The following is a 25,421-nucleotide window of genomic DNA, read 5'->3' as shown; positions in this document are numbered from 1 at the left end:
AATTTAAGAACAATAGTAATTTCTGACTAATTTATTATCAGAATCTTTACATAATTAATGTTAAAATATTAGTGGATTATCGGTATTTTTGCTATACTAGACATAGCAAATTTGCAGAAGGAGCAGATAGAATGACGAATGTAATTACAGGCTATTTAGGTTCATATACGAAAGAAGAGAGTAAAGGTGTTTACCGTTTTACTTTTGACACTGAGCAAGCAAAAATCGTAGAAGTAACACCAGTTGCTGAATTAAGTAACCCGACTTATGTTACGGTCTCAGCTAATAATAAATACTTATATGCCGTAACGCAAGAAGGTGATCAGGGAGGAATTACTGCATTTTCAATTGATCAAGCAACTAAAGAGTTAACTAAATTGAATAGTTTAACTGAAGCAGGTTCACCACCATGTCATGTCAGCGTAAATCAAAATCAATCAATTGTCGTAACGGCTAATTACCATACTAAGCAAATTATATCTTATTTAACGAATCCAGATGGTTCATTAAAAGAGGTTGCTGATATTGCAATTCATGAAGGATCTGGACCCCATGAGCGTCAAGAGAAGCCACATATGCATTATGCTGGATTCTCACCAGATCAAAAATATGTGTTTGCCGTTGATTTAGGTAGTGATGAGATCACAACTTATGCGATTGATCAAATCGGGAAATTACAGAAAAAGCATGTATTAAAGACACCAGCAGGAAGTGGTCCGCGTCATTTAGCATTTGCAGCTAATGGCGAATACGCATATGTAATGACTGAGCTTTCATCTGAGGTACTTACATTAAAATATGATCAAGCAGATGGCTCATTTGAACTATTACAGCAATTGAAAGCAATTCCTGATTCATTTAATGAAGTCAATGATGGTAGTGCGATTCACGTTACAAGTGATGGGAAGTTTGTCTATGTTGGGAATAGAGGACATAATAGTATTGCGATTTTTAAAGTTAATCAAGATACGCATTTACTTGAATTTGTTGATTGGACATCAACAGAAGGAGATTGGCCACGTGATTTTGTCTTAACGCCTGATGAGAAGTTTTTAATTGCTTCAAATCAAAAATCAGGAACATTAACTGTTTTTGAACGTGAACTAGAGACTGGAAAATTAACGCTAAAACAAGCAAATGTGAAAGCACCAGAAGTAGTCTGTGTGAAATTTATGAATTAATTTAAAATGGTTCAATGTCAAATAGTGTTGGTAGGTTTTATAATAAGTCGCGAATAAATTTATATTAATTTTAATTAAGATACAACTTGTTCACCGCAGGTGAAATACACTCGCTTTCTTACGTTTAGTCAAGTGTTTAAATCCCTTTTTTTAATTAATTCCCGGAGGGGTACCCCTCCGGGAATTAATTAAAATTTTGCACTTCGAATAGACCTTGTGTTTTTTGTCTTTTTTCAAGGTCTATTGTGTTATAATTAAATCATAGTATGATTATTGTTGGCTTGAAGCTTTCTCATAATCATACAATAGGTCGTTTTGAATAAGATGAAATGTGACTTTCAAGAATTTATTCATACAAGCGACTACTGCAACCTTATGATGCTTATTATAGGGTTGTTTTTTTAATTTATAATAATAATCAACTAAATGATTTATTTGTTTTCCTTTAGCAGAAAGCATTGAGACAATCATAAAATACAAAATACCACGCAGTCTACTATTACCTCGTTTATTTATACGATCTTTATACTCCATATTTCCAGACTGATATCTTACGATATCTATACCGGCGTATGCATTTAGTTGTTTATTATTTTTAAAACGTGTTAAATCCCCTAGTTCAGCTATGATTCTACAGGCTAATTTATCTTTTATTCCGGGAAATGACCGAAGGATCCTGTATTCTTTACGGTCTTTTGACATTTCTGTCATTCTTTGAATGATTTCATCTTGCTCTTCCTCCATCTCTAATATTTTCTTGGCATAATCCCTTACTAACTCACAAGAATAGTCTGTTTCATCAACTGCTGGAAATGAATCCTTTGCGATTTCAATCAATAAAATTGCTCTTTCCTCTAACTTTTTTAATGAATAGTTTTTCTTAGTGCATTTTTTAATACGATTTTTAATAACTGTTTTAGATCGTTTTAATATCAAGTTTGGGTGAGGGAATACTTGTACAAGATTATAATAAAGTTTTGATTTGTTAATAAAAGCCGTATCAAAGTCTGGGAAAGATAATTGTAATGATGCATGTAGTCGATTTTTGTACTGAATCTTCTCTTTCATAATCTCATCATAGCGACGTGACATTGTACGCATCTGTTCGTAATAAGAATCTTCGCGATAAGTTTGGAAATAATCGTTTTTAAAATGATTCTTAGCCAGTTGATGCGCATCACTTATATCTGTTTTGTTTCTTCTTAGAGATTGGGTGTTAAGGTGTGCTAATAAAGGATTTAAAGAATAATAAACGAGATTATTCTCTCGTAAGAATCGTTCTAAAGCAGCCGAATATACTCCAGTCGCTTCAAAAACAAATTCTAAGGTATAATTATTCTTTTCACTTAGATCTTTAATGATTTTACTTAAATTAGAGAATCCCGTTTTTGAATGAATTAACCTCCCTTCAAATTCACAGTTACCTTGCTCGTTGTAAGCGGCCATGGTACTACTCTTTCGACTAACGTCGAAAGCAATAACGCATCTCATTTTCTTCTCCTCCTTAATATTTTTGTAGAAGTCTCCACTTTACCTTATCGATTCCACTTTCTTATACACGGTCTCTGGGGACCCAACATACTAAGCTGATTCAAATAAGGGAGTGAAGTTAGCCAGTTTCCGATCGTCGAACTCAAGGTCCTTAGCGTGATTCGGCTTTACTTCACTTCTACTATAAAAAAATAGTAGCACAAAACCTGGCCTAGGTCTTGTACTACTAATCTTAGTATGTTTCCGCGGGCACGGCTTTTAGCTAACTAAGGCAAGCAAAGAGCGCTTGCCTTAGTGGATCTTCAGCTCGTGCTATTCCCGCAGGAGTCTCGTGTATTTCACCTGCTGTTTTTCACTTCTAAATTGAATGGCTGCTATTTTAACAATGCAGTTTCCTCTTATTTTCGTTCCTCTATAAATGTAAGGGATTCAACCCTTTGTCTTTAATATTAAATGGTTTTCGTCGACTAAATTATAAAGGAATCTACTGCCCTTTTTCTATGGAAACACAAAAAAGGTGCCAGCGAATTCAAAAAAAGAACTCACCAACACCAAAAATATAGAACCTTTAAAATGCCTCAGAAAAGGTTTTACCCTTATCTGAGGTATTTTTTTATCGAATAATACTTAATAAACAACATGGTTCTTTTCAAATTCAGCAATTTTGTCTTCATGTGTTAAGGTTACAGAAATTTCATCCCAACCGTTTAAGAGCATTTGTCTTGGATATTCTGCTAGAGTGAAACTAGTTTCAAAATCTTTATTATCATAGACTTTTAAGTTTTCTAAATCAACTGTTAGGTGATAGGATTCAGACTCTGCATTTTTTATAAGTTGATTAACCTCAGCTTCAGGTAGAACAACAGGTAGTAGTCCGTTTTTCGTACAGTTGTTAAAGAAGATATCGGCAAAGCTCGGTGCAATAATCACTCTAAAACCAAAGTCTTCTAATGCCCACGGTGCGTGTTCACGTGATGAACCACAGCCGAAGTTTTCACCACCAACTAGGATACTAGCATTTTGATATTTAGGTTGATTTAGTGAGAAGTCTTCTCTAGGACGATCTTTTTTATCAAAGCGCCAATTGTAAAATAAATATTGGCCAAATCCTTGGCGAGAAATTCGCTTTAAAAATTGTTTTGGAATAATTTGATCAGTATCGACGTTGGCGCGGTTTAATGGATATACTAATCCGGTATGTTGTTTGATCGGTTCCATTTTTGGCCTCCTTTTTATACAAATGTTCTAACATCAACAAAGTGTCCAGCAATTGCTGCTGCTGATGCCATTTCTGGACTGACAAGGTGCGTTCTGGCATCCGTTCCTTGTCTGCCCTCAAAGTTACGGTTAGACGTTGATGCACAACGCTCACCTGGTGGAATAACATCATCATTCATCGCAAGACAACTACTACATCCAGGTTCGCGCCATTCAAATCCTGCTTCTTTAAATAATTGATCTAAGCCTTTTTTCTCAGCTTCTAATTTAACTGTTTGTGAACCAGGTACGACAATAGCTTTGACATTTGGATGGACTTTTCGACCTTGAATAATACTAGCTGCTCGTTCTAAATCTTCAACCCTTGAGTTAGTACAAGAGCCAATAAAAACATGTTCAATTGGAACTTCGCTAATTGGCGTTCCAGCTTCTAAGCCCATATATTCAAGTGCGCGTTTAATTTCATTTTTATCATTTTCATTGTCTGCTTGTTCTGGGTCAGGTATCGTTCCATTTACAGGGATACACTGACTAGGGTTAGTTCCCCATGTCACTTGCGGCTCTACTTCACTTGCATTAAATGTCACTGTTCGGTCGTATTCAGCATTTTCATCAGAAGCGAGTGCTAACCACTCTTGTGCGGCTTTTTCAAATTCTTCGCCCTTAGGTGCGTATTCACGTCCTCTTAAAAAGTCGATCGTTGTTTGATCTGGGCTGACTAATCCAGCTCTAGCACCAGCTTCGATGGACATATTACAAATCGTCATTCGACCTTCCATTGATAATTTACGAACAGCTTCGCCAGTATATTCAATGACATATCCAGTACCAAAATCAACACCAAACTTAGCGATAAGGGCAAGAATTAAGTCTTTAGCAGTGACACCCGTTTTTAGCTCTCCATCAATTTGTACATTAAGTGTTTTCGGCTTTGCTTGCCAAATAGTTTGTGTTGCTAAAACGTGTTCAACTTCACTTGTTCCAATTCCAAAAGCAAGAGCTCCAAAGGCACCATGAGTAGATGTATGGCTATCTCCACAGACGATCGTTTTTCCTGGCTGGGTTAAACCTAATTCAGGTCCAATTACATGCACAATACCTTGATGTTTATGACCAATACCCGCTAATGGTACGCCAAATTCCTCACAGTTTTTTCTTAACGTATCCATTTGTAATTTGGAGATTTGATCTCTAATAATGTGAGTATGAATCGTTGGTACGTTATGGTCCATCGTTGCAAAAGTTAACTTCGGTTGTCTAACTTTACGACCCTTTAGACGTAAACCCTCAAATGCCTGTGGTGAAGTCACTTCATGAACTAAATGTAAGTCAATATAAAGAATCGCCGGTTTACCTGGTTCTTCTTCGTACACGACATTTTTATCCCAAATCTTCTCAATTATTGTTCTAGGTTTCGTCAATTTATCTCACTCCTTTATGACTTTGCAGTAGCAATAAAGTTAATCATTGCATCAGTCATTTCAGTTGTAGAAACTTTAGTTCCATTTTTCACTTGTAAATCTGCTGTATGGAAGCCTTGATTAATACAAGCTTCAACAGCCTTTTCAATTAATTCTGCCTCAGCATTTAAGTCGAAGGAATAGCGAAGCATCATCGCACTAGATAAAATCATCGCTATTGGGTTAGCGATATTTTGTCCTGCTATATCTGGTGCTGATCCGTGAGCTGGTTCATATAACCCAACACCGCTTTCAGCTAGACTAGCTGATGGAAGCATACCTAGTGATCCTGTAAGGACAGATGCTTCATCACTTAAAATATCACCAAACATATTCTCTGTAACAATGACATCAAAATGACTTGGATGTGTAATTAAATGCATGGCAGCTGCATCAACTAATAGATGTTCAACTTCAACATCCGGATAGAATTGACTTTGTTCTTCAACGACTTCGCGCCATAGTTTACTAGATTCTAAAACGTTTGCTTTATCGACTGATGTTAATTTCTTACGTCGTAGTTGAGCACTTTCGAAGCCTTTTTTAACAATTCGCTCGATTTCAGCTTTGGAGTAGGCTAGTGTATCAACTACATCTTGACCATCATTGCGACGTTCACTTGGGCGACCGAAGTAGAGGCCACCAGTTAACTCTCTGACAATAAGCAGGTCACTACCTTTAATAATATCCTCTTTCAATGGAGAGGCATGGAGTAACTTTTCAAATCCTTTTACAGGTCTTAAATTGGCATACAGGTCTAATGCTTTTCTGATAGCTAGTAAGCCACGTTCTGGTCGCAGTTCAGACGGATTATGATCCCATTTTGGTCCGCCGACAGCACCTAATAGGATTGCATCCGCTTTTTTAGCTGCATCTAGTGTTTCTTGAGGAAGTGGGTTATTTACCGCATCAATTGCAGCTCCACCAATTAAATGTTCCTCAAAAGTAAATTGATGATTAAATTTTTTGGCGATTGTCTTTAAGATGGCAACAGAACTAGCTAATATTTCTGGACCAATTCCATCACCAGGCAATAGGACGATATGTTTTTTCATCTTAATTCCTCCTCAATCACCCTTGACTTTAATAAATGATCTGTTAACAGCATTTAAAAAAGCGTATGCGGCTGCTTCGAGTACGTCCTGAGATGTGCCACGCCCGCTAACGGGTTGATTATCAACATTTAAATGAATATGCACTTCAGCTAGTGCATCTTTTCCTTTACCAACTGAGCTTAATGTAAAGTCGGTTAATTGCACGTTTTCTTCGATTAGTGATTCAATAGTGTTATACAGTGCTTCAACACTACCAGCGCCACTTTTCTCACCGACAACCACTTCTTTATTAGGTGTTTCAATTTTTACAGTGGCAGTAGGGGAGTGATCGGAGTCGTAATGAACTTGAAAGGATAACAGCTTATATTGTTTTCGATTGCTTATTCCTGTTTGAATATCCATTAATAAAGCGAATAAATCATCTTCAGTAACTTCTTTTTTACGGTCAGTTAATAGTTTAAAAGATTTGAAGGCTGCTGATATTTTTTCTTCAGATAAGGTAAAACCAAGCTGAGTAATACGGTCTTTAAATGCATGACGACCTGAATGTTTTCCGAGTACTAGATTATTAGATTGGACACCGACCATTTCCGGTGTAATAATCTCGTATGTTTGTGTATTTTTCAATACGCCATCTTGGTGAATGCCTGATTCATGCGCAAAAGCATTACGACCAACAACAGCTTTGTTACCAGGGACGATCATGCCTGTTAGTTTACTTATCATATCACTTGTTCGCTTAATTTCTTTAAGCACTAAACCAGTCGAGTACGGATAAAAATCTTTTCTAATCTCAAGTGCAACAGCTAATTCTTCTAATGCGACATTTCCTGCGCGTTCTCCGATACCATTAATAGTACCTTCAACTTGTGTTGCGCCATTTTGTATCCCTGCGATTGTATTTGCTAAAGCCATCCCTAAATCGTCATGGCAGTGCGTAGATAAGTCTACTCGATCAATGTTTGGTACGTTTTCTTTAATGTACTTAAACATCTCACCATATTCTTTTGGCATTGTGTATCCAACAGTATCAGGTAAGTTGATCACATTTGCTCCAGCATCAATAACTTTTTCAATGATTGTAGCTAAAAATGAAAGATCTGATCGTGAAGCATCTTCAGCAGACCATTCAATATCATGACATTTCTGTTTAGCGTATTTAACCATTTCAACAGCGATATTAATTACTTCTTCAGGTGTTTTCTTTAACTTATCTTTCATATGAATAGGGGAGGTAGCGATAAAAACGTGAATGCGTGGTTTTTTTGCGTCTTTAATCGCTTCCCAAGCTCGATCAATATCATTCTTATTTGCTCTTGCTAAAGCAGTTACAGTCGATTTCGTAATGGTTTGAGCGATTTTCTTCACTGCATCAAAATCACCTTGTGATGAAGCAGGAAATCCTGCTTCGATCACATCAACTCCTAAACGTTCAAGTTGTTTGGCGATTTCTAATTTTTCAATTTGATTCAAATTGACACCTGGTGATTGTTCACCATCTCTTAACGTTGTATCAAAAATCTTAATTGTTTGAGTCATCCGAGACCACTTCCTTTTTTGCATTTGCTCTTTGCTTAACAAATGGCATTAAATCACGAAGCTCTCTACCTACTTTCTCAATTAAGTGATTTTTCTCTGCTTGGTTAATTGCATTAAATTGTGGGCGATTTGCTTGGTTCTCTAAGATCCAGTCTTTAGCAAATTTACCTGTTTGAATGTCTGTTAATACATCTTTCATACGTGCTTTTGTTTCATCATTAATAACACGTGGACCAGAGACAAAGTCACCCCATTGAGCTGTATCAGAGATAGAGTATCTCATTCCTTCAAGCCCGCTTTCATACATCAAATCAACAATAAGTTTAAGTTCGTGTAAACATTCGAAATACGCAACTTCTGGTTGGTATCCAGCTTCAACAAGTGTTTCGAATCCTGCTTTTACTAAGCTAGTTGCACCGCCACAAAGGACAGCCTGCTCACCGAATAGGTCAGTTTCTGTTTCTTCTTGGAATGTTGTTTCAAGAATTCCTGCACGGCCAGCACCTACACCTTTGGCATAAGCTAATGCAAGTTCTCTAGCATTTCCTGTATAGTCTTGATAAATACCATACAATGCTGGTACACCAGCACCTTCTTCAAATGTACGGCGGACTAGGTGACCAGGTCCTTTAGGTGCAACTAAAAACACATCAACATTTTCTGGTGGTGTGATCTGGCTATAGTGAATATTAAACCCGTGTGCAAATACAAGGGCGTTTCCTTCTTCAAGGTTCGCTTCAATACTTTCTTTATAAACTTGTGGTTGGTTCTCGTCAGGAAGTAAGATCATAATCACATCAGCTTCTTTACTAGCCTCAGCAACTGTTTTAACGTCTAGACCATCCTCATATGCTTGATCCCATGACTTACCTTTTCTTAATCCGACAACCACATCAAAACCACTTTCTTTTAGGTTTAATGCGTGTGCGTGTCCTTGTGAACCGTATCCGATAATTGCGATTTTCTTACCCTTTAGTACATCCTCTTGTATTTGATCGTTATAAACTACTTTTGCCATTTGTAATCATTCCTTTCAAAATAATAACTATGATTATATTTTTAATAATAATTGATTCTAAAGTGAGTTAATTTAATAGTGAAAAAGGTTCTTGATCTGGATTTGCTTGTGGTTGATGACCACGTAAGAATGCAGTAATACCTGTTCGAGCAAGATCCTTAATCCCATAAGGTTTCAATAATTCTATTAATGCTTCTACTTTTTCAGTATCACCAGTTACTTGAACTGAAATCGTATCTTTACTAACATCAATCACTGTTGCTCGGAATGGATCGATAAGCCCTTGAATTTCACTACGCATTTGTGCGTTACTTGTAATTTTGATTAGTGCTAGCTCTCGAGCAACAATTGCCTTATCTGTAATATCAGTTACTTTTAATACATCAATTTGTTTGTTGAGTTGTTTTGTGATTTGCTCTGCTTTCGGGAAGTCTTCCACGTCTACAACAAATGTAATTCTGGAAATCCCTTCTTGCTCAGTGCGACCAACTGAAATACTCTCAATATTGAATTGACGTTTTTGTAAGAGTCCTGTTATTCGATTGAGGACACCACTTCGATTTCTTACTTTTGCGGTAATAATTCGTTTCATGGTTTCACTCCTATCATTTCATGTAATCCTTGCCCTGGAGGAATCATTGGGTAAACATTTTCTTGTTGTAAGACGCGCGCATCAATCAATACAGGTCCATCGTGCGCTAACAATTCAGGTAGTTGTTTATCAAATTCTTCTTTATTTGATAACTTTGCAGCCTTGATTTGGTAGGCTTCTGCTAGTTTCACAAAGTCAGGCTGAATACTGAAAATTGATTCCGAATAACGTTCAGAATAAAATGCTTGCTGCCATTGACGAACCATTCCAAGCGCCTCATTGTTGACAATAACAACTTTAACAGGTAGTCGTCGTTCTTGGAGGATCGACAGTTCCTGAAGTGTCATTTGGAAACCTCCGTCACCAACAATAGCAATAACGAGATCATTGGGTGCTGCAATTTGTGCGCCGATTGCAGCAGGGAAGCCAAAGCCCATTGTTCCAAGACCACCAGAACTTACGAAGCGATTAGGCTGATTAAATTTATAAAATTGAGCCGCCCACATCTGATGTTGACCAACGTCAGTTGTGACTATCGCTTTACCTTCTGTGAGTTGATACACCTTATCGATAACATACTGGCCAATCATGTTACCATCTTCAGGTTGGTTATACCAAAGTGGGTAATCCTGTTTATTTTGATTAACTTCTTCTAACCATTCAGCATAGCTCGGCGTTTCATCAATATGCTTATTGATTTCTATTAAAGCATTTTTTGCATCTGCAACGATTGGAATATGTGTATTCACATTTTTTCCGATTTCCGCAGGATCAATGTCAATATGTGCGATAATTGCTGCCGGTGCAAAGTGATCCAAATTACCTGTTAGACGATCATCAAAGCGGGAACCGATATTAATTAATAAGTCGGTATGATACATGGCCATATTTGATGCATATGTTCCGTGCATTCCTCCCATACCTAAAGCTAGTTCATGTTCACCAGGAAATGCTCCAAGACCTTGAAGGGTCGTGACTACAGGAATTTGATGTCTTTCAGAAAATATTTTAAGTTCATCCGCAGCATCGGCAAACTTAATACCTGCCCCTGCAAGGATTAGTGGTTTTTTCGCTGTTAAGAGTGCTTCCTTTAGTTTCCTAATCTGAAGCGGGTTTGGATGTACTTTAGGTTGATAGCCTGGTAAATCAAAGCTTGAATCATATGAATCAGCACATGGATTTGCTGCAATATCTTTTGGAATATCGATTAATACAGGTCCAGGACGTCCAGTCGTCGCAATATGGAATGCTTCCTTAACAATTCGCGGAAGATCCTCAATTTTTCGTACTTGATAGTTGTGTTTTGTTATAGGTGTTGTAATTCCCATTATATCTGCCTCTTGAAAGGCGTCAGTTCCAATCACGTTTTGAGCAACCTGACCGGTAAAAATAACGAGTGGAAGTGAATCCATCATCGCATCGACAATACCAGTGACTAAATTTGTAGCACCAGGCCCACTTGTAGCAATGACGACACCTGGTTTTCCTGATATACGTGCATAACCTTCAGCAGCATGAATTGAACCTTGTTCATGGCGAGCTAATATTTGGTTGAAATGTTCTTTTCGTTTGAATAATGCATCAAAGATTGGAAGTACGGCACCTCCAGGGTATCCAAACAATGTGGTTACACCGGCTTCAATTAATGCGTCTATAAGAATTTCAGAGCCATTCTTTGGTGTAACCTGATTGGCATTTAAATCATGATTTGATTTCACCACATTAATCCCTCCTAAATGTATTGAATGATTATATTTTGATTGATAATAAAAAAGATCAATTCTCTCTAAATAATCTGTAGCCTGCTACAAGATTACAAGGGAGAAAAGATCTAACTTTTCACGGTACCACCTTGATTCACTTCACCTTTACAATGAAGCCTCAGTAAGCCAATATTATGGCCATTTTTGATAACGGGTCCTGATCGAAAGACCCGGTTAAATCTAAAAGGAATGTATCCGTTCAATTTAACAGCTCAAAGACGATGTCAGAACAAAATGTATTTCCGGGCTTCCAGCAACCCCGGCTCTCTGGGAATACATGGGCTTTGCTCTTTTTATCTTATCATCGCAATCATTCGTATTTTATTGTTAAACATATGAACAATTTAAAAAGATGTGATTGATTCTAATTTATGAATGAATCATTTGATTATTCAATTTATAAACAATTATTTAAAAAGTGAAAATATTATTGTTTGACGACAATCATACAACCAAATTTAAAAATGGTCAACAGGTTTTGTGAAAATTTTCTGATTTTTTGCTAAATTGTTAACTTTTTTATAAATTAGCTAACCCATGAGTTAAAAATTTAGTTTGAAAAAGGATTTACTAAGAAAAATTGCTAATATTATTTAAGTGAGGTGAAAATAAGGATAATATTATTCCGAAAATGGAATGGAACGTGGTAAACTGTTGATAGATGAAAGGAGAATATAGATGAAAAATAATTTATCACTTACGTGGGATTTAGAGACAATATTTGAAGGAGGGAGTGAATCATCAGAATTAAAGCAATACATTCAAGCTGCACAAGATTGGATTGAAACTTTTAAGCAACAGGTCACTCCATTTGCAGAAAAGCCTGAATTAGATCAGCTAATTGAATTAACTGAAACGATAAGACAAGTAAGTATGCATAATGGCGAAATTGGTGCATTTGTTAGCTGTTTAACTGCACAAGATGTTAACGATAAATATGCAAGAAGATTAGTTGGTATTAGAAATGAATTAAATGCAGCAACTCAGAAGTTGATAACTAAATTTAGTTTTGCCTTATCAAGAGTGGATGATCAGGAATGGCAGAGCTGGTTAGAAGATCAACAATTAATTGAGATTAGATTTGTTTTAAGTGAACTACGAGATGAAGCAAAAGATAAATTACCAGAAGATCAAGAGCAATTAATAACTGACTTGGAAATCGATGGTTACCATGCATGGGGCGAAATGTATGATACAATCGTTGGATCGATGACTGTTGCATGGGAAAATGAACAATTATCAATTGGACAATTAGAGAATAAATTAAATCATGCTAATCGTGAAGTCAGAGAATTAGCATTTCAGAAATTAGAACAAGCATGGCTCGATAAAGCTGATTTGTTTACTGAAACATTAAATCATTTGGCTGGTTTTAGATTACAGACATATGCACATAGAAAATGGGATGATGTTTTAAAAGAACCATTGAACTATAATAGAATGACAAATAAAACATTATCAACTATGTGGGAAACGATTGTTAAAAACAAACAAGCATTTTATGAATATTTAAATCGTAAAGCTGAAAAGTTCGGTTTAGATCAGTTAGCGTGGTATGACCTAGAAGCGCCTATTAGTCAAGATGTGAAGGAAATTAATTATCAAGAGGCAGCGGATATAATTATTAAGCAGTTTGGCCAATATAGTGAGCGTATGGCTGAGTATGCAACACTAGCTTTTGAAGAAAGTTGGATCGAGGCAGAGGACCGACCAGGTAAACGCCCAGGTGGTTTTTGTACAAGTTTCCCAGAAAGTAAGCAATCAAGAATTTTTATGACGTATTCAAATACGGCTTCGAACATGGCGACATTGGCACATGAGCTTGGACATGGTTATCATCAATATGTAATGGATGAGATCGATCTCTTGAACCAAAATTATGCCATGAATGTGGCTGAAACAGCGTCTACGTTAGCTGAAATGATTGTTGCCGATGCAATGGTTGAAGAAGCGACTACAAAAGAAGAACGACTCGTATTAATTGAAGATAAAATTCAGCGTAGTGTAGCTTTCTTTATGAATATCCATGCCCGTTTCCTATTTGAAACAAGATTTTATCAAGCTAGAAAAGAGGGTGTGGTATCGACTGAGCAGCTAAATGAACTAATGGAGCAAGCTCAAAGAGAAGCGTATGGCGATCAATTATCAACGTATCACCCGATTTTCTGGGCATCTAAGCTACATTTCCATATTACAGATGTGCCATTTTATAACTTCCCATATACATTTGGTTACTTATTCAGCCTAGGAATTTATGCATATGCAAAATCGGATAAAAAGAACTTTGCAAACTTCTATGATGCATTACTTAAGGATACTGGTAGAATGACAGTAGAAGAACTTGCTAAAAAACATTTAAATGTTGATTTAGAGCAACCAGAATTCTGGCAAAGAGCAATTGATTTATGTATTGAAGATGTTAAACAATTTATTGAGTTAACTAACTAAGTGAAAAAAAGTTCAATGTCAAATAGTGTTGGTAGGTTTTATAATTAGTCGAGAATAAATTTATATTAGTTTTAATAAAGATACAACTTGTTCACCGCAGGTGAAATACACTCGCTTTCTTACGTTTAGTCAAGTGTTTAAATTCCTTTTTTTAATTAATTCCCGGAGGGGTACCCCTCCGGGAATTAATTAAAATTTTGCACTTCGAATAGACCTTGTGTTTTTTGTCTTTTTTTCAAGGTCTATTGTGTTATAATTAAATCATAGTATGATTATTGTTGGCTTGAAGCTTTCTCATAATCATACAATAGGTCGTTTTGAATAAGATGAAATGCGACTTTCAAGAATTTATTCATACAAGCGACTACTGCAACCTTATGATGCTTATTATAGGGTTGTTTTTTTAATTTATAATAATAATCAACTAAATGATTTATTTGTTTTCCTTTAGCAGAAAGCATTGAGACAATCATAAAATACAAAATACCACGCAGTCTACTATTACCTCGTTTATTTATACGATCTTTATACTCCATATTTCCAGACTGATATCTTACGATATCTATACCGGCGTATGCATTTAGTTGTTTATTATTTTTAAAACGTGTTAAATCCCCTAGTTCAGCTATGATTCTACAGGCTAATTTATCTTTTATTCCGGGAAATGACCGAAGGATCCTGTATTCTTTACGGTCTTTTGACATTTCTGTCATTCTTTGAATGATTTCATCTTGCTCTTCCTCCATCTCTAATATTTTCTTGGCATAATCCCTTACTAACTCACAAGAATAGTCTGTTTCATCAACTGCTGGAAATGAATCCTTTGCGATTTCAATCAATAAAATTGCTCTTTCCTCTAACTTTTTTAATGAATAGTTTTTCTTAGTGCATTTTTTAATACGATTTTTAATAACTGTTTTAGATCGTTTTAATATCAAGTTTGGGTGAGGGAATACTTGTACAAGATTATAATAAAGTTTTGATTTGTTAATAAAAGCCGTATCAAAGTCTGGGAAAGATAATTGTAATGATGCATGTAGTCGATTTTTGTACTGAATCTTCTCTTTCATAATCTCATCATAGCGACGTGACATTGTACGCATCTGTTCGTAATAAGAATCTTCGCGATAAGTTTGGAAATAATCGTTTTTAAAATGATTCTTAGCCAGTTGATGCGCATCACTTATATCTGTTTTGTTTCTTCTTAGAGATTGGGTGTTAAGGTGTGCTAATAAAGGATTTAAAGAATAATAAACGAGATTATTCTCTCGTAAGAATCGTTCTAAAGCAGCCGAATATACTCCAGTCGCTTCAAAAACAAATTCTAAGGTATAATTATTCTTTTCACTTAGATCTTTAATGATTTTACTTAAATTAGAGAATCCCGTTTTTGAATGAATTAACCTCCCTTCAAATTCACAGTTACCTTGCTCGTTGTAAGCGGCCATGGTACTACTCTTTCGACTAACGTCGAAAGCAATAACGCATCTCATTTTCTTCTCCTCCTTAATATTTTTGTAGAAGTCTCCACTTTACCTTATCGATTCCACTTTCTTATACACGGTCTCTGGGGACCCAACATACTAAGTTGATTCAAATAAGGGAGTGAAGTTAGCCAGTTTCCGATCGTCGAACTCAAGGTCCTTAGCGTGATTCGGCTTTACTTCACTTCTACTATAAAAAAATAGTAGCACAAAACCTGGCCTAGGTCTTGTACTACTAATCTTAGTATGTTTCCGCGGGCACGGCTTTTAGCTAACTAAGGCAAGCATAGAGCGCTTGCCTTAGTGGATCTTCAGCTCGTGCTATTCCCGCAGGAGTCTCGTGTATTTCACCTGCTGTTTTTCATTTTTAAATTAAATGGCTGCTTCATATCGTGTTTTTGTGCATTTTTTTACTCGAATTTGTTTCTATTGATTTATACTTGAAGTGAATCATCATTCGTTTCTTGAAATTATAAAAATTTCGATAACCGTATGCGACTTTACTTAGTACCTTGATCTTGTTGTTAATCCCTTCAATTCGACCGTTGTCGTATGTGTGAATAAAACTATTCTGAATATATGGTAAATGTATTCTTAAAGTTTTTAGACTAGTTTTCAAACTCACCAACGTTATATATTGTACAACCGAAAAAAATCAGCCATATCTTTTTTGATAATTGGCTGATTTTTATTTTGTTACTACTTTATTAGCCTTTAGGCTTGAAAATAAGTGCTCCAATCATGGCGAAAATAATCGCAGCAGAAATCCCTGAACTAGTGACTTCAAACATTCCCGTAGCAACACCAATAATTCCATATATTTCAGCTTCTTGTAATGCACCGTGTACAAGTGAGTTACCAAAGCTTGTAATAGGTACTGTTGCTCCAGCTCCAGCAAAATCAATTAGGGGCTCATATAAACCAAATCCATCTAAAATGGCTCCAATAACGACCATCAGGCTTAATGTAAATCCAGGAGTCTTCTTAAATAAGTCCATAATGAGCTGACCAATAACACAAATGAATCCTCCGACTAAAAACGCCCATAGAAAAACCATTTTAAACACCCTCGCTTTCAATTGCTACTGCATGCGCTATGACAGGAATGGATTGATTTTGTAAAGTTGACAACGGGGATAGTAATGCGCCAGTTGCAATAAAGAGAATCCGATTTAACTCTTTATTACTTAACTTTCGATATAACTGACTATATAAATACAATGCAGAGCATCCTGTACCACTGCCACCAGAAAACACATTTTGATCTTGACTATAGATCGAAAGACCAGCATCAATTAATTGTTCTTCTTTTAGGTAAATTTGTTCTTTTCTTAAAATGTCAATTAATAAATTTCGGCCAATTTCACCTAAGTCACCAGTAACAATAAGATCATAGTGGTCTAGTGTTAGCTGGTGATCTTTTAAATGATTTTTCAATGTGTCGGCGGCTGCTGGCGCCATTGCTGCACCCATGTTAAAAGGGTCTGATTGATTTAAATCGATTACTCGACCAATTGTTGCTCTTGTCACAACAGGTCCTGTTCCAGTCTGACTGACTAAACCAAATCCTGCTCCTGTAACAGTCCACTGTGCAGTTGGCGGCTTTTGAGCGCCATATTCTGTTGGATATCGGAATTGCTTTTCAACCGCTGCGTTGTGACTAGCTGCTCCAGTAATGACATAGTTTGCACTTTTATAATTAACCATTAATGCGGCCAAAGCTAGGGACCCAGCTGAAGTAGCACAAGCATTAAAGGAACCGATAAAAGGGATTTTGTGTGTGCGAGATGCAAAGTTCGTCGGTGTCATTTGATTGATTAAATCACCACTAATAAAAAAGTCGATATCCTGAAAGCGTAAGTCCGCTTTTTGAACAGTTAATTTTGTTGCATCTTCAATTAATTGTTGGTGTGCTTGTTCATAAGTTGGTTGATTCATATATAGATCTTTATGAAATAGATCAATTTCATTAGCCAATTTGCCGTTAGCTTCAAAAGGGCCTGCTACTGTCGCCGCTGCAGATATGACAGGTTTTTCGTTAAAAATCCAACTTTGCTTACCTATTTTCATCCAATCACTCCTAAGTTTATCAGTATGGTTTTAATTAAGGCGACGACAAATGCAGAAAAGACTCCAAAGAGAATGACTGAACCAGCTAATTTAAACATATTTCCGCCAACACCTTGAACAAATCCTTCACTCTTATGGTCAATCGCAGCCGAGATGACCGCATTACCAAAGCCCGTTACAGGTACAGCAGTTCCAGCTCCAGCAAATTGTGCGATTTTATCATAGACACCTAATCCGGTTAAAATCATTGTGATAAAGATAAGTGTTGCAGTAGTTGGATCTCCAACTGTTTCCTCGGTAAAATCGAAGAAATACATGTAAAAGAAGCTAATACATTGCCCAATAAAACAGATCGTCCCACCAACTAAAAAAGCTCGGATACAATTTTTTAACACTGGTCGTTGTTTTTCATGTTTAGATGCAAGTGGTTGATAGTTTTGTTTATTTGTTTTATTCAATGCTATTCCTCCTGATCTGACGGTGGATTAATGAGTGTTTTAATTGAATTAAAAGCTTCATTAATCTCATTTGTGCTTAACGATTTTTGAGCAATTTTCTTTTTTAATCGATTGATTTCAAGAAATATTTTATAGTCTGATGACACGTTTACTTCCATGTCTGAATAAGTATTACTTAAATAAGCTTCTACTTCATCAGCGGTTTTTTGTTCATTAAATTGCGATAATGGTTTAACTTGAATGGCCATTAGAATATCTTGCTGATTGGAGATGCTAGTTATTTCGTTAATTTCTTTAAACAATCTGCGAACGGATGCGTTAATTTGATCACCATCTTGTTTAACGTAACTAATATTTTGAATGCTTTGTTGATTTTCAGTCGTAGGGGGACTTGCTTGATCATTTTGACATCCGACAAGCAATAAAATGAATAAGCTGGCTATCGTTAAGTAATAAATTTTTTTAGTTGTCACGTTTACCTCACCTCTCTGCTATGTAGGTTTTGAATAATTCCTATTTTTATTCAGAAAATTACATCATACGATCGAGTGAGCGTATAAAAAAATCCATTCCATTCTAAATGATAAACTTAGAATGGAATGGATTTACTATTTAGGTATGACAGTGATCGTCTTTTTTGCTTTATTTTCTGAATGATACCACTCTGTTAAATGTTCTGTAGTGGCTGTTTCAATATCAGGAATAGTTACTGTAACTTCAGAATCATTTATCCAATCAATCTCATGAATTGGCCATTGAAACGTATTAAGTGTCATTAAAGGTTCATTAACGACTTCAATAGGAATCTCTTCCCACTTTTCAAGATCAATCATAATGAGTTTACTAGTTGACCAAGGATGTTGACTACTTTTACGATCAAATTGAAAGAATAAATAAGACTGATCAGGGGAAGGTTTGATTTTAATAATATTCGCTTGATCAGCTAGTAGTTGAGAATATTCATGATCTGTATTAATTAAGAGGTAAGAACACATTTTATTTTCACATGCAAAACTTAGTAAAAAGACATTATCGAGAGTGTGTTTTACGATTTGTGTGAGCTGCATTTCTTGTATCGCTTGCTCTTGATCAATGTGATTTTGTCAATATTTAAACTGATTTGTTGATCGATCAGGGTAAATTCCAAATATTGAATGCGCTCTTCTTTATCAAATTCCTCAACCAGATCAATAAAAGTTTCATTTAATGATTCAGATTCCTCTTGAATGATAATTGGTGCCTCTTTTGAACACCCAAATAAAAATATAACTAACAGTAGGAGAATTAGTCTCATTCTCATTTAGGGCACATCCTTTCATATGGGTGAAAATATTTTACTCTTTTTCAATCATTAAAACCTTTAATTGATCTATCTCATATCCAATTGTAAATGTGTATTTAGCTGTTTTTAGATTGTTTAAATCGTTTAAATCTTCGTATTGGATCGAAGCAGATAGTTGAATTGTTTCACTTGTTGAATTTATAATTTCACTATTTAATAAACTTAAATTTCTAAAATGGACGTAACTCGATCTAAAACTAGGATAATCAAGTTCACTATGTAAACTACTGCCTAGTAAAGTGTAAGCATTAATATAATCATTAATTGCTAAGCTATTAAAGAAATAATCAATAAGATAAAGGGCTTCTTCTTCAAATACCTCAGGATCTGGTGTTAGGTTTTGGACCCGAGTTGGAAATGTTAATTGATCATTTGTAATCGATGTTGACCATTCAGTTACATCATCAATTATAGTTGGAATCGGAATACTAAATCCAATATCGCTTTCCTCTATCCCAGCTGAATTTATCCCAATAACTTTTCCAGTTTCACGATTTATCAATGGTCCCCCACTATTACCATGAGTAATATTAGCAGATATTTGATAGACATTTTCATAATTATAACCATTAATATCAAACGAACGATCTACACCGGAGATAATCCCAATTGATACAGTATTTTGGAAGCCAAGTGGACTACCTACTGCTAATATTTCAGTACCTGGCTGATACTGATCGGTTGCTTCAATTTCAATGGGTTGATAATTAATTAATTGCGGAACTCTAATGACCGCGATATCTTTATCTTCTCCTAGTCCAACAATAGCTGCAGGGTATGTTTCAGCATTTGACATGGTGACTTCAATTGAGATTGCATCTTTAATGACGTGTGCATTCGTCATAATATCACCACGTGAATTATATAAAAATCCAGAACCTACCCGTTCAGTGTTCCGAGTTTGTACATTGATTTGTACGACACTCTTTTGCGCTTCGTGAATGAGATGCTGTAAATTATCTGTATCTAAGATCTGCTCTTGATAAATAACTAATGGCTGACCGACATCTATATCCTGCTTTTGAAGACTATTAATAAAGAACAAGATGAAGGCTAGTCCAAAGATTAAAATTAATAAACTTAAAAAAATTATAGTTGCTTTCTTTTGCTTTTGCATTTACTAACCTCCAGCATCTTATTGGAGCAACCAAGTGATAGAAGTAACTTGCACACTAGTTGTTTTATCAATTAATTCTTGATCAAAATGGATATGATCAAATTTCCCAATTTCACCAGGATACAATGTTTCAGGATAAACATAGATTTCATTTGATTTAAGTTCATTTAATTCATCATCAAACAATGTGTAGTGAACAAAAATAGCATGGATCGGAACAGTTGCTACACTTTTCAATTGTCCTGATACAACTAATTGATCGTCACTATTTACTTTAAAGTCAATCTCCAGTTCTTCAATTGCTTCATTTTGATTGACTTGTTGTTCCACTTCATACTGATAAAATGCTTGTTCTAATCGCTCTTCTTGTGTAGCAATAAAGGCTGCTTTTTCCTTTTCAATCGAGTTTAGCAAGCTTGATAATTTTAGATCATTAGGGGCATAGTATAATCCATTTTCGACGATACTCTGTGCTTGGGAAAATTGGTTTTTATTTAAATATTGATATGCTTGATCAGTTGTATGAGCGATAAGTTGATCTCTAATACGTCTAACTAGCTGATAAGCTTCAGGATCTTGAATGCTATTTGCTTCCCAAAGTAGCAGCGGTAAATCGTCAACTGATGGGTTTTGAGCTAATCTTGCTTTTACCATTTCGATTTGAATCTCTGCTTGTGTAGATAAAAGCTGTTGCCTAAAGATGTCGACAGCCTCACCAGTAAAGTGTGCTAAATCATTTTTAGCCTGGATGATTAATCGTAACTTATCTTGATTTGAATCTGTCTCAGATAATTGGTCAAGAATCTCGACAGAGAATTGAGTAAATTGCTTAAGTTGCTGGGCTTGGTTAAATCTAGGTAAAGTCTCAATTGATTCATCAATATATTGATTAGCTAATTGATAGTCTGATAGTAATAATGCTTCCTCAGCTTTTGTATAAGCAAGCTTAGCTTCATTTAATTTATAATGATAAATAGTGTAAATGGCTATCGTGATAATGATGATCAAACTTAAGATTGTAATTGGCATTATAAAATGTTTAAAGCGCCACTTGTTTGTATATAATCTTTGATCAAGATCATGAGGTAATTTCTCACCGCAATTTACACAGAAGATTTCCTCGGAATAGACCGAAGCCCCGCACTTCGGGCAATATGCCATAATAATCACCAGCCTTTTTAATGAATAACTTTCCAATCTGATAGTGGATAGATGATAAATTCAGCACGTCCAATAATGTCAGCTTTATTAATAAATCCTAACTCATAACGACTGTCGTTACTCATTATTCGATTATCACCTAATACATAGTAAGAATGACTCGGAACTTTAGTTTTTGGAATGTCGTGAGTCCAAAAGCTGCTCTTATTTGTAATAAATCTTTGTGTGTAAGGGACATCATCAATATACAATTGTTGATCAATAATTTCGACAGTTTCATTAGGTAGGCCGATAATCCGTTTTACGTACTTTTGATCTTTGTGCTTAATGACGACAATATCGCCTCGTTTTGGTTGATTGAACCAATAAGAAATCCGATTTGAAACAATCCATTGTTCATGTTTAATTGTTGGTGACATACTCTGACCGATAACTTGAGAAAAAGTAAAAGTATAATAACATGTTAAAATTATGATGACTGAGATCGTTACTGACAACATATTTAGACGCCGTTTTCGCTTCATGATAAAACAAACCCTTCGTGTATTTCTAAAAAGTAAAATTCGCTAGACAAAAAGGATAAAAAGTTGTTAAATAGATTTCTAACCTAAAAATCAAGGAAATTTCAGAAATTTATTAATCTTATGTTTAGTTTATCATATCTAGAGGTAATTTTATATAATACAAGCAAGTGTTATATCAGCATTTTTATGATAATTATGTTACAATAATTTCGAAAGAAGAGAATGGAGGTCACTCGATTGAATGCAACAGATTTGCTATTTAGAATTGAAAATTTGCGTCGTAGTATGATCGAGGTTGCTATAGAAAAAGGGTTTTCTAGCAAAGAGTCCATTGAGATTAGTCGAGAGTTAGATGGTTTACTATATAAATGTCAAGATAAGAATGCTCACTTTTGATTGTTTAACGATGTACAAGTTTGGGCTATTGAGTATGGCGGAAGCCATACCTAATAGCTTTATGAACTTACGACTTATTCTCCGTTTGAATATGATCTTTGAGACGATAAGAATCTCCTACAATATTAACAACCGTCGCATGGTGAAGAATCCTATCCAAAATGGCATTTGCTAGTCTAGGATCTTGAAAAATTTCGCCCCATGATTTAAAGCTCGCATTCGTTGTAAAGATGGTGCTTTTCTTTTCATAACGCATATCAATTAATTGAAAGAAGAGCTTTGCGTCATCTTCATCAATTGGAAGATAACCGATTTCATCGATGATGAGTAATTTATATCTTGCGTAATGTTTTAAGCGTGTTTCTAATCGGTTTTCAAGTTTCGCTTTCTTTAAGTTTAATATTAAGTCATTGCACTTAATAAAATACGTACTGTTTCTCTTCTTTGCTGCTGCGATTCCTATCGATGTTGCTAAATGGGTTTTACCTACTCCACTTGAGCCTAAAAAGACGATGTTTTCCTTTTGTTCAATAAAACGTAGCGATGTAAAATCTAGTATTTGTTCTTTGTTAATCGATGGTTGAAAGGAGAAATCAAAGTCTTTTATTTCCTTTAAATGCGGGAAGGCTGCCACTTTTACCATCGATTTAATCATATTAAATTCTTTCATATCAATCTCATAATCCGTTAATTTAATGAGGGCATCTACAAAAGATAAATCATTGTTGTTCATAAAATCGATTGTTTCATCTAAATGAATCATCATTTGATTTAATTTTAGGTATTTTAGATTTTCCATAAGTTTCGTATAGCTACTATTCATTTTTATACACCTCACTAATTGCGGATAAATTTCTTATTGCTAGTTCTTCAATGTCATCCTTATAGTGAAGTTGCTTGGATAAACTTTCAATATAATGTGTTTCTTTGAAGTTCATCTTTTGATTACTTATGGGATGTTCCGCAATTAAATCCGTGTTATAATAAACATGAATTTTATTATCGTATACCTGTAAACCTACGGTTTTACCAACGTATCCTGGTGGTACAGAATACAAATTGGACTTAAATGAAACCATATTGGAAGTGTTTACTTTTACAGGTATGTGATCTATCTTATAGAAATCTCTTATTTTCCTATGTGGTAATGGGTTTAAGAGGTTTCTTTCTTTTTTAAGATGTAATATCGGTATTTTACCTGTTCCTTGATGATATTGACTGTTTACTCGATTGCTTAGTTCCTGTACAAAAGAGTGTAATTCCTCATAATTAAATTTCCCTTGATAGGCATGAATCTCATCTAATAGCTTCATAGGTGCTTCTACTTTAGCTTTTGTTCGTGGTCTTCCTGCTATACAAGGCCTAACTTCAAACCCACAATCTTTCGCGAATTGATAAAATCGCTCATTCACTTTACCTGGGTGATAAGCCGTTCTTGGCTCATCCATAACTGTTTTCATATTATCTACTAAAAGAGTTTTAGGCACACCACCGATAGATTCGAAACTTTCCGTAAGGAAAGATAATAGCACACTTTGTGATTTAGAAATCGACAATAGGTAAGTCCGGAATCGCGAGTAAGATAGAAGAAATACACAAACATTCACATACAATATTTCCCCATCTCTAGTGATGTACTTTATGTTTTCTTTCCAATCGACTTGAGCTTGTTCAGCCGGAGGAGTTTCAAAGCGGATGGTTTCCTGGTTGTCTGATCTCCCTTTATGAGAATCAAAGTATTGTTGGAATTCGGGCTTTCTCGAAATATACGCTCTGAAACTAGAATCCGCACAGTCTAGTCCATGATTATCTTTTAAATACTGCCAAAGTATTCGCTTATAGTAAAACTTCTGTGGTGATTCATCTGAGAGAAGCAATTTGATAACATCATAAAAATCATCGATTTTCGACTTTCTTTTCCTTGTATGACTTGGTTGAAAACCGTTTAAGTATTTATCGATTGTTCTACGATCAACATTCAGATCTCTCGCTAATTTACTTTTATTAATTTTCATGTTCAGACTCTCCATAAATAATTTTAATTTTGGTAAGTCTGTAAGCTCTTTTATTTCTATTTCGGTATTTACATCAATTTTTATATGCATCATATTCACCCCAGAATATTATGCAATAACCGAACGAAACTGTACATGCTTATCTAATCATTTCTGTACATTCTTAAGCTATCATTTATATACTAAATGAGTATGATAAAATAAAAACATTAAATAATTAAAGAGCAGGGTATCAATTTTGATACCCTGCTCTTTAATTTATGTATGTATGTCATGAAGATTGGTAATGATGAATCTTAAGGGGGTAGGGCAAATGTTTGAAACGATATATCAAAAGTTAATTATCATCGGCTTTACAGACAAAATGATTCTATTAACAATTCTCACAGTTTGCTATTTACTGCTGTATTTAATTATGCGAAGGGTTATTTTTGTTCTCATTAAATATCGATGCTATAATTTGCTAAGCTATCTTACAGCTTTCCTAATTATTTTTTTAATAACAAAAGATCAGATCATCCAAACTAATCACTTAATATACATGTATCTACTTTGTTTAATAGGAAGTTATTTAACGATTCAATTATTATTCAAAAAAATAATACGGAAACAGACTTGAATTTTATAGCTCATCTACGTTTCTTGTTATCGTAGTATGAATAATTCCATCTACCTAATAATGATGGTGTGTAGTAGGTCGTTTTAGGATGTCCCTGTTTTTGTCGTTCAAAGGGGACGTCTAAATATTTGCAAATAATCCTCTTTGCTTCTCTTAGGGACATAACCGTTTTAGGGTTACGATAACTTTGGTCTAAATCACCTAAGTGCTTTTGATTCTTAAAGTCCTGCTTTTTTGGGGGGATATGAAAGAAATAATTATCTACTTGAACAAGTAACGTAGAATGTTGTTTACTTAACTTTGGTTGCCTTGAAAAATGCAAACCAATTTTTTTTGCCTGTTTCTCTGTCAATAGTTTTTCGATTGCTTGTTTCTTCATTGAATAGAGTTCTTCAGGTTCAAGCGCTGTTTTTGCATGACGATTAATTACGAACAATGCTTTGGCAATTTCTTTAATTTCTTCACTCATA

At 35.2% G+C, this 25,421-nt stretch carries 25 protein-coding genes and 1 pseudogene; 3 read left to right on the top strand and 23 right to left on the bottom strand.

Going from position 1 to position 25,421, the window contains the following annotated elements:
• The first annotated feature begins 131 nt into the window (after positions 1 to 131).
• Complete coding sequence (locus AXY_RS08430) at positions 132 to 1,181, top strand: lactonase family protein (RefSeq protein WP_015010378.1); 1,050 nt, start codon at positions 132 to 134, stop codon at positions 1,179 to 1,181.
• 270 nt (positions 1,182 to 1,451) lie between these two features.
• Here AXY_RS08430 and AXY_RS08425 read toward each other — a convergent pair whose 3' ends face one another.
• From AXY_RS08425 to ilvB, 8 genes are all read right to left on the bottom strand, one after another.
• A complete protein-coding gene (locus tag AXY_RS08425) occupies positions 1,452 to 2,672 on the bottom strand; it encodes an IS110 family RNA-guided transposase (RefSeq protein ID WP_015009979.1) in 1,221 nt (406 codons plus the stop codon).
• A 627-nt stretch (positions 2,673 to 3,299) separates the two neighbouring features.
• Positions 3,300 to 3,890, bottom strand: coding sequence for a 3-isopropylmalate dehydratase small subunit (gene leuD, locus AXY_RS08420; RefSeq protein ID WP_015010377.1), 591 nt, complete (start codon positions 3,888 to 3,890; stop codon positions 3,300 to 3,302).
• A gap of 14 nt (positions 3,891 to 3,904) precedes the next feature.
• Positions 3,905 to 5,311, bottom strand: a complete 1,407-nt coding sequence (leuC, locus tag AXY_RS08415; RefSeq protein ID WP_015010376.1) for a 3-isopropylmalate dehydratase large subunit — start codon at positions 5,309 to 5,311, stop codon at positions 3,905 to 3,907.
• 14 nt (positions 5,312 to 5,325) lie between these two features.
• Complete coding sequence (leuB, locus tag AXY_RS08410; RefSeq protein WP_015010375.1) at positions 5,326 to 6,405, bottom strand: 3-isopropylmalate dehydrogenase; 1,080 nt, start codon at positions 6,403 to 6,405, stop codon at positions 5,326 to 5,328.
• Between the two features lie 12 nt (positions 6,406 to 6,417).
• The gene (locus tag AXY_RS08405) at positions 6,418 to 7,944 is read right to left on the bottom strand and encodes a 2-isopropylmalate synthase (protein WP_015010374.1); all 1,527 of its coding nucleotides are present in this window, start codon (positions 7,942 to 7,944) and stop codon (positions 6,418 to 6,420) included.
• On the bottom strand, positions 7,928 to 8,962 hold the full coding sequence (gene ilvC, locus AXY_RS08400) for a ketol-acid reductoisomerase (RefSeq protein WP_015010373.1): 1,035 nt from the start codon (positions 8,960 to 8,962) through the stop codon (positions 7,928 to 7,930). Before ilvC ends, AXY_RS08405 begins: the two co-directional genes overlap by 17 nt.
• 67 nt (positions 8,963 to 9,029) lie before the next feature.
• Positions 9,030 to 9,554, bottom strand: a complete 525-nt coding sequence (ilvN, locus tag AXY_RS08395; protein WP_015010372.1) for an acetolactate synthase small subunit — start codon at positions 9,552 to 9,554, stop codon at positions 9,030 to 9,032.
• The gene (gene ilvB / locus AXY_RS08390) at positions 9,551 to 11,275 is read right to left on the bottom strand and encodes a biosynthetic-type acetolactate synthase large subunit (RefSeq protein ID WP_015010371.1); all 1,725 of its coding nucleotides are present in this window, start codon (positions 11,273 to 11,275) and stop codon (positions 9,551 to 9,553) included. The genes ilvN and ilvB overlap by 4 nt, the downstream gene beginning before the upstream one ends.
• A 720-nt stretch (positions 11,276 to 11,995) precedes the next feature.
• Here ilvB and AXY_RS08385 point away from each other — a divergent pair.
• Positions 11,996 to 13,765: a M3 family oligoendopeptidase gene (locus AXY_RS08385; protein WP_015010370.1), complete on the top strand. Its 1,770-nt coding sequence runs from the start codon at positions 11,996 to 11,998 to the stop codon at positions 13,763 to 13,765.
• 272 nt (positions 13,766 to 14,037) lie between these two features.
• Here AXY_RS08385 and AXY_RS08380 read toward each other — a convergent pair whose 3' ends face one another.
• From AXY_RS08380 to lepB, 12 genes and pseudogenes are all read right to left on the bottom strand, one after another.
• Entirely contained in the window at positions 14,038 to 15,258 is a 1,221-nt protein-coding gene (locus AXY_RS08380; RefSeq protein WP_015009316.1) for an IS110 family RNA-guided transposase, read from the bottom strand.
• Positions 15,259 to 15,634: 376 nt separating this feature from the next.
• Complete coding sequence (locus tag AXY_RS12595; RefSeq protein WP_231841338.1) at positions 15,635 to 15,874, bottom strand: transposase; 240 nt, start codon at positions 15,872 to 15,874, stop codon at positions 15,635 to 15,637.
• Positions 15,875 to 15,956: 82 nt separating this feature from the next.
• Positions 15,957 to 16,307, bottom strand: a complete 351-nt coding sequence (gene spoVAE / locus AXY_RS08375; protein WP_015010369.1) for a stage V sporulation protein AE — start codon at positions 16,305 to 16,307, stop codon at positions 15,957 to 15,959.
• 1 nt (position 16,308) lies between these two features.
• Positions 16,309 to 17,319, bottom strand: a complete 1,011-nt coding sequence (gene spoVAD / locus AXY_RS08370; protein ID WP_015010368.1) for a stage V sporulation protein AD — start codon at positions 17,317 to 17,319, stop codon at positions 16,309 to 16,311.
• Entirely contained in the window at positions 17,316 to 17,777 is a 462-nt protein-coding gene (spoVAC, locus tag AXY_RS08365) for a stage V sporulation protein AC (protein WP_015010367.1), read from the bottom strand. The genes spoVAD and spoVAC overlap by 4 nt, the downstream gene beginning before the upstream one ends.
• A gap of 2 nt (positions 17,778 to 17,779) precedes the next feature.
• Positions 17,780 to 18,250, bottom strand: coding sequence for a hypothetical protein (locus AXY_RS08360; protein WP_015010366.1), 471 nt, complete (start codon positions 18,248 to 18,250; stop codon positions 17,780 to 17,782).
• Positions 18,251 to 18,385: 135 nt separating this feature from the next.
• Entirely contained in the window at positions 18,386 to 18,772 is a 387-nt protein-coding gene (locus tag AXY_RS08355; protein WP_041450148.1) for a hypothetical protein, read from the bottom strand.
• A gap of 50 nt (positions 18,773 to 18,822) precedes the next feature.
• A complete protein-coding gene (locus AXY_RS08350; protein WP_041450147.1) occupies positions 18,823 to 19,077 on the bottom strand; it encodes a hypothetical protein in 255 nt (84 codons plus the stop codon).
• A 34-nt stretch (positions 19,078 to 19,111) separates the two neighbouring features.
• Positions 19,112 to 20,236, bottom strand: coding sequence for a S1C family serine protease (locus tag AXY_RS08345; RefSeq protein ID WP_015010363.1), 1,125 nt, complete (start codon positions 20,234 to 20,236; stop codon positions 19,112 to 19,114).
• Between the two features lie 18 nt (positions 20,237 to 20,254).
• A complete protein-coding gene (locus AXY_RS08340) occupies positions 20,255 to 21,265 on the bottom strand; it encodes a hypothetical protein (RefSeq protein WP_015010362.1) in 1,011 nt (336 codons plus the stop codon).
• Positions 21,266 to 21,331: 66 nt separating this feature from the next.
• Positions 21,332 to 21,397 (bottom strand): annotated as a pseudogene (locus tag AXY_RS13190) (zinc ribbon domain-containing protein); the annotation flags it as partial.
• Positions 21,398 to 21,414: 17 nt separating this feature from the next.
• Positions 21,415 to 21,921, bottom strand: a complete 507-nt coding sequence (gene lepB, locus AXY_RS08335; RefSeq protein ID WP_015010361.1) for a signal peptidase I — start codon at positions 21,919 to 21,921, stop codon at positions 21,415 to 21,417.
• 237 nt (positions 21,922 to 22,158) lie between these two features.
• Between lepB and AXY_RS12590 the strand changes: the two genes are divergently transcribed.
• Entirely contained in the window at positions 22,159 to 22,317 is a 159-nt protein-coding gene (locus AXY_RS12590) for an aspartyl-phosphate phosphatase Spo0E family protein (RefSeq protein ID WP_015010360.1), read from the top strand.
• Between the two features lie 67 nt (positions 22,318 to 22,384).
• On the opposite strand, the gene istB is transcribed toward AXY_RS12590, so the two are convergent.
• From istB to AXY_RS08315, 3 genes are all read right to left on the bottom strand, one after another.
• On the bottom strand, positions 22,385 to 23,140 hold the full coding sequence (gene istB / locus AXY_RS08330; RefSeq protein WP_015009210.1) for an IS21-like element helper ATPase IstB: 756 nt from the start codon (positions 23,138 to 23,140) through the stop codon (positions 22,385 to 22,387).
• Positions 23,133 to 24,422, bottom strand: a complete 1,290-nt coding sequence (istA, locus tag AXY_RS08325; protein ID WP_015009209.1) for an IS21 family transposase — start codon at positions 24,420 to 24,422, stop codon at positions 23,133 to 23,135. The genes istB and istA overlap by 8 nt, the downstream gene beginning before the upstream one ends.
• A gap of 539 nt (positions 24,423 to 24,961) precedes the next feature.
• Positions 24,962 to 25,420 carry a YkyB family protein gene (locus tag AXY_RS08315; protein ID WP_015010359.1) on the bottom strand — a complete coding sequence of 153 codons (459 nt, stop codon included), beginning with the start codon at positions 25,418 to 25,420 and terminating at the stop codon, positions 24,962 to 24,964.
• Position 25,421 lies beyond the last annotated feature (1 nt).

This window comes from Amphibacillus xylanus NBRC 15112, assembly GCF_000307165.1.
Lineage (GTDB): Bacteria > Bacillota > Bacilli > Bacillales > Amphibacillaceae > Amphibacillus > Amphibacillus xylanus.
The sequence above is the reverse complement of the archived record's forward strand: the minus strand, read 5'-3'. Positions and strand labels throughout refer to the sequence as shown.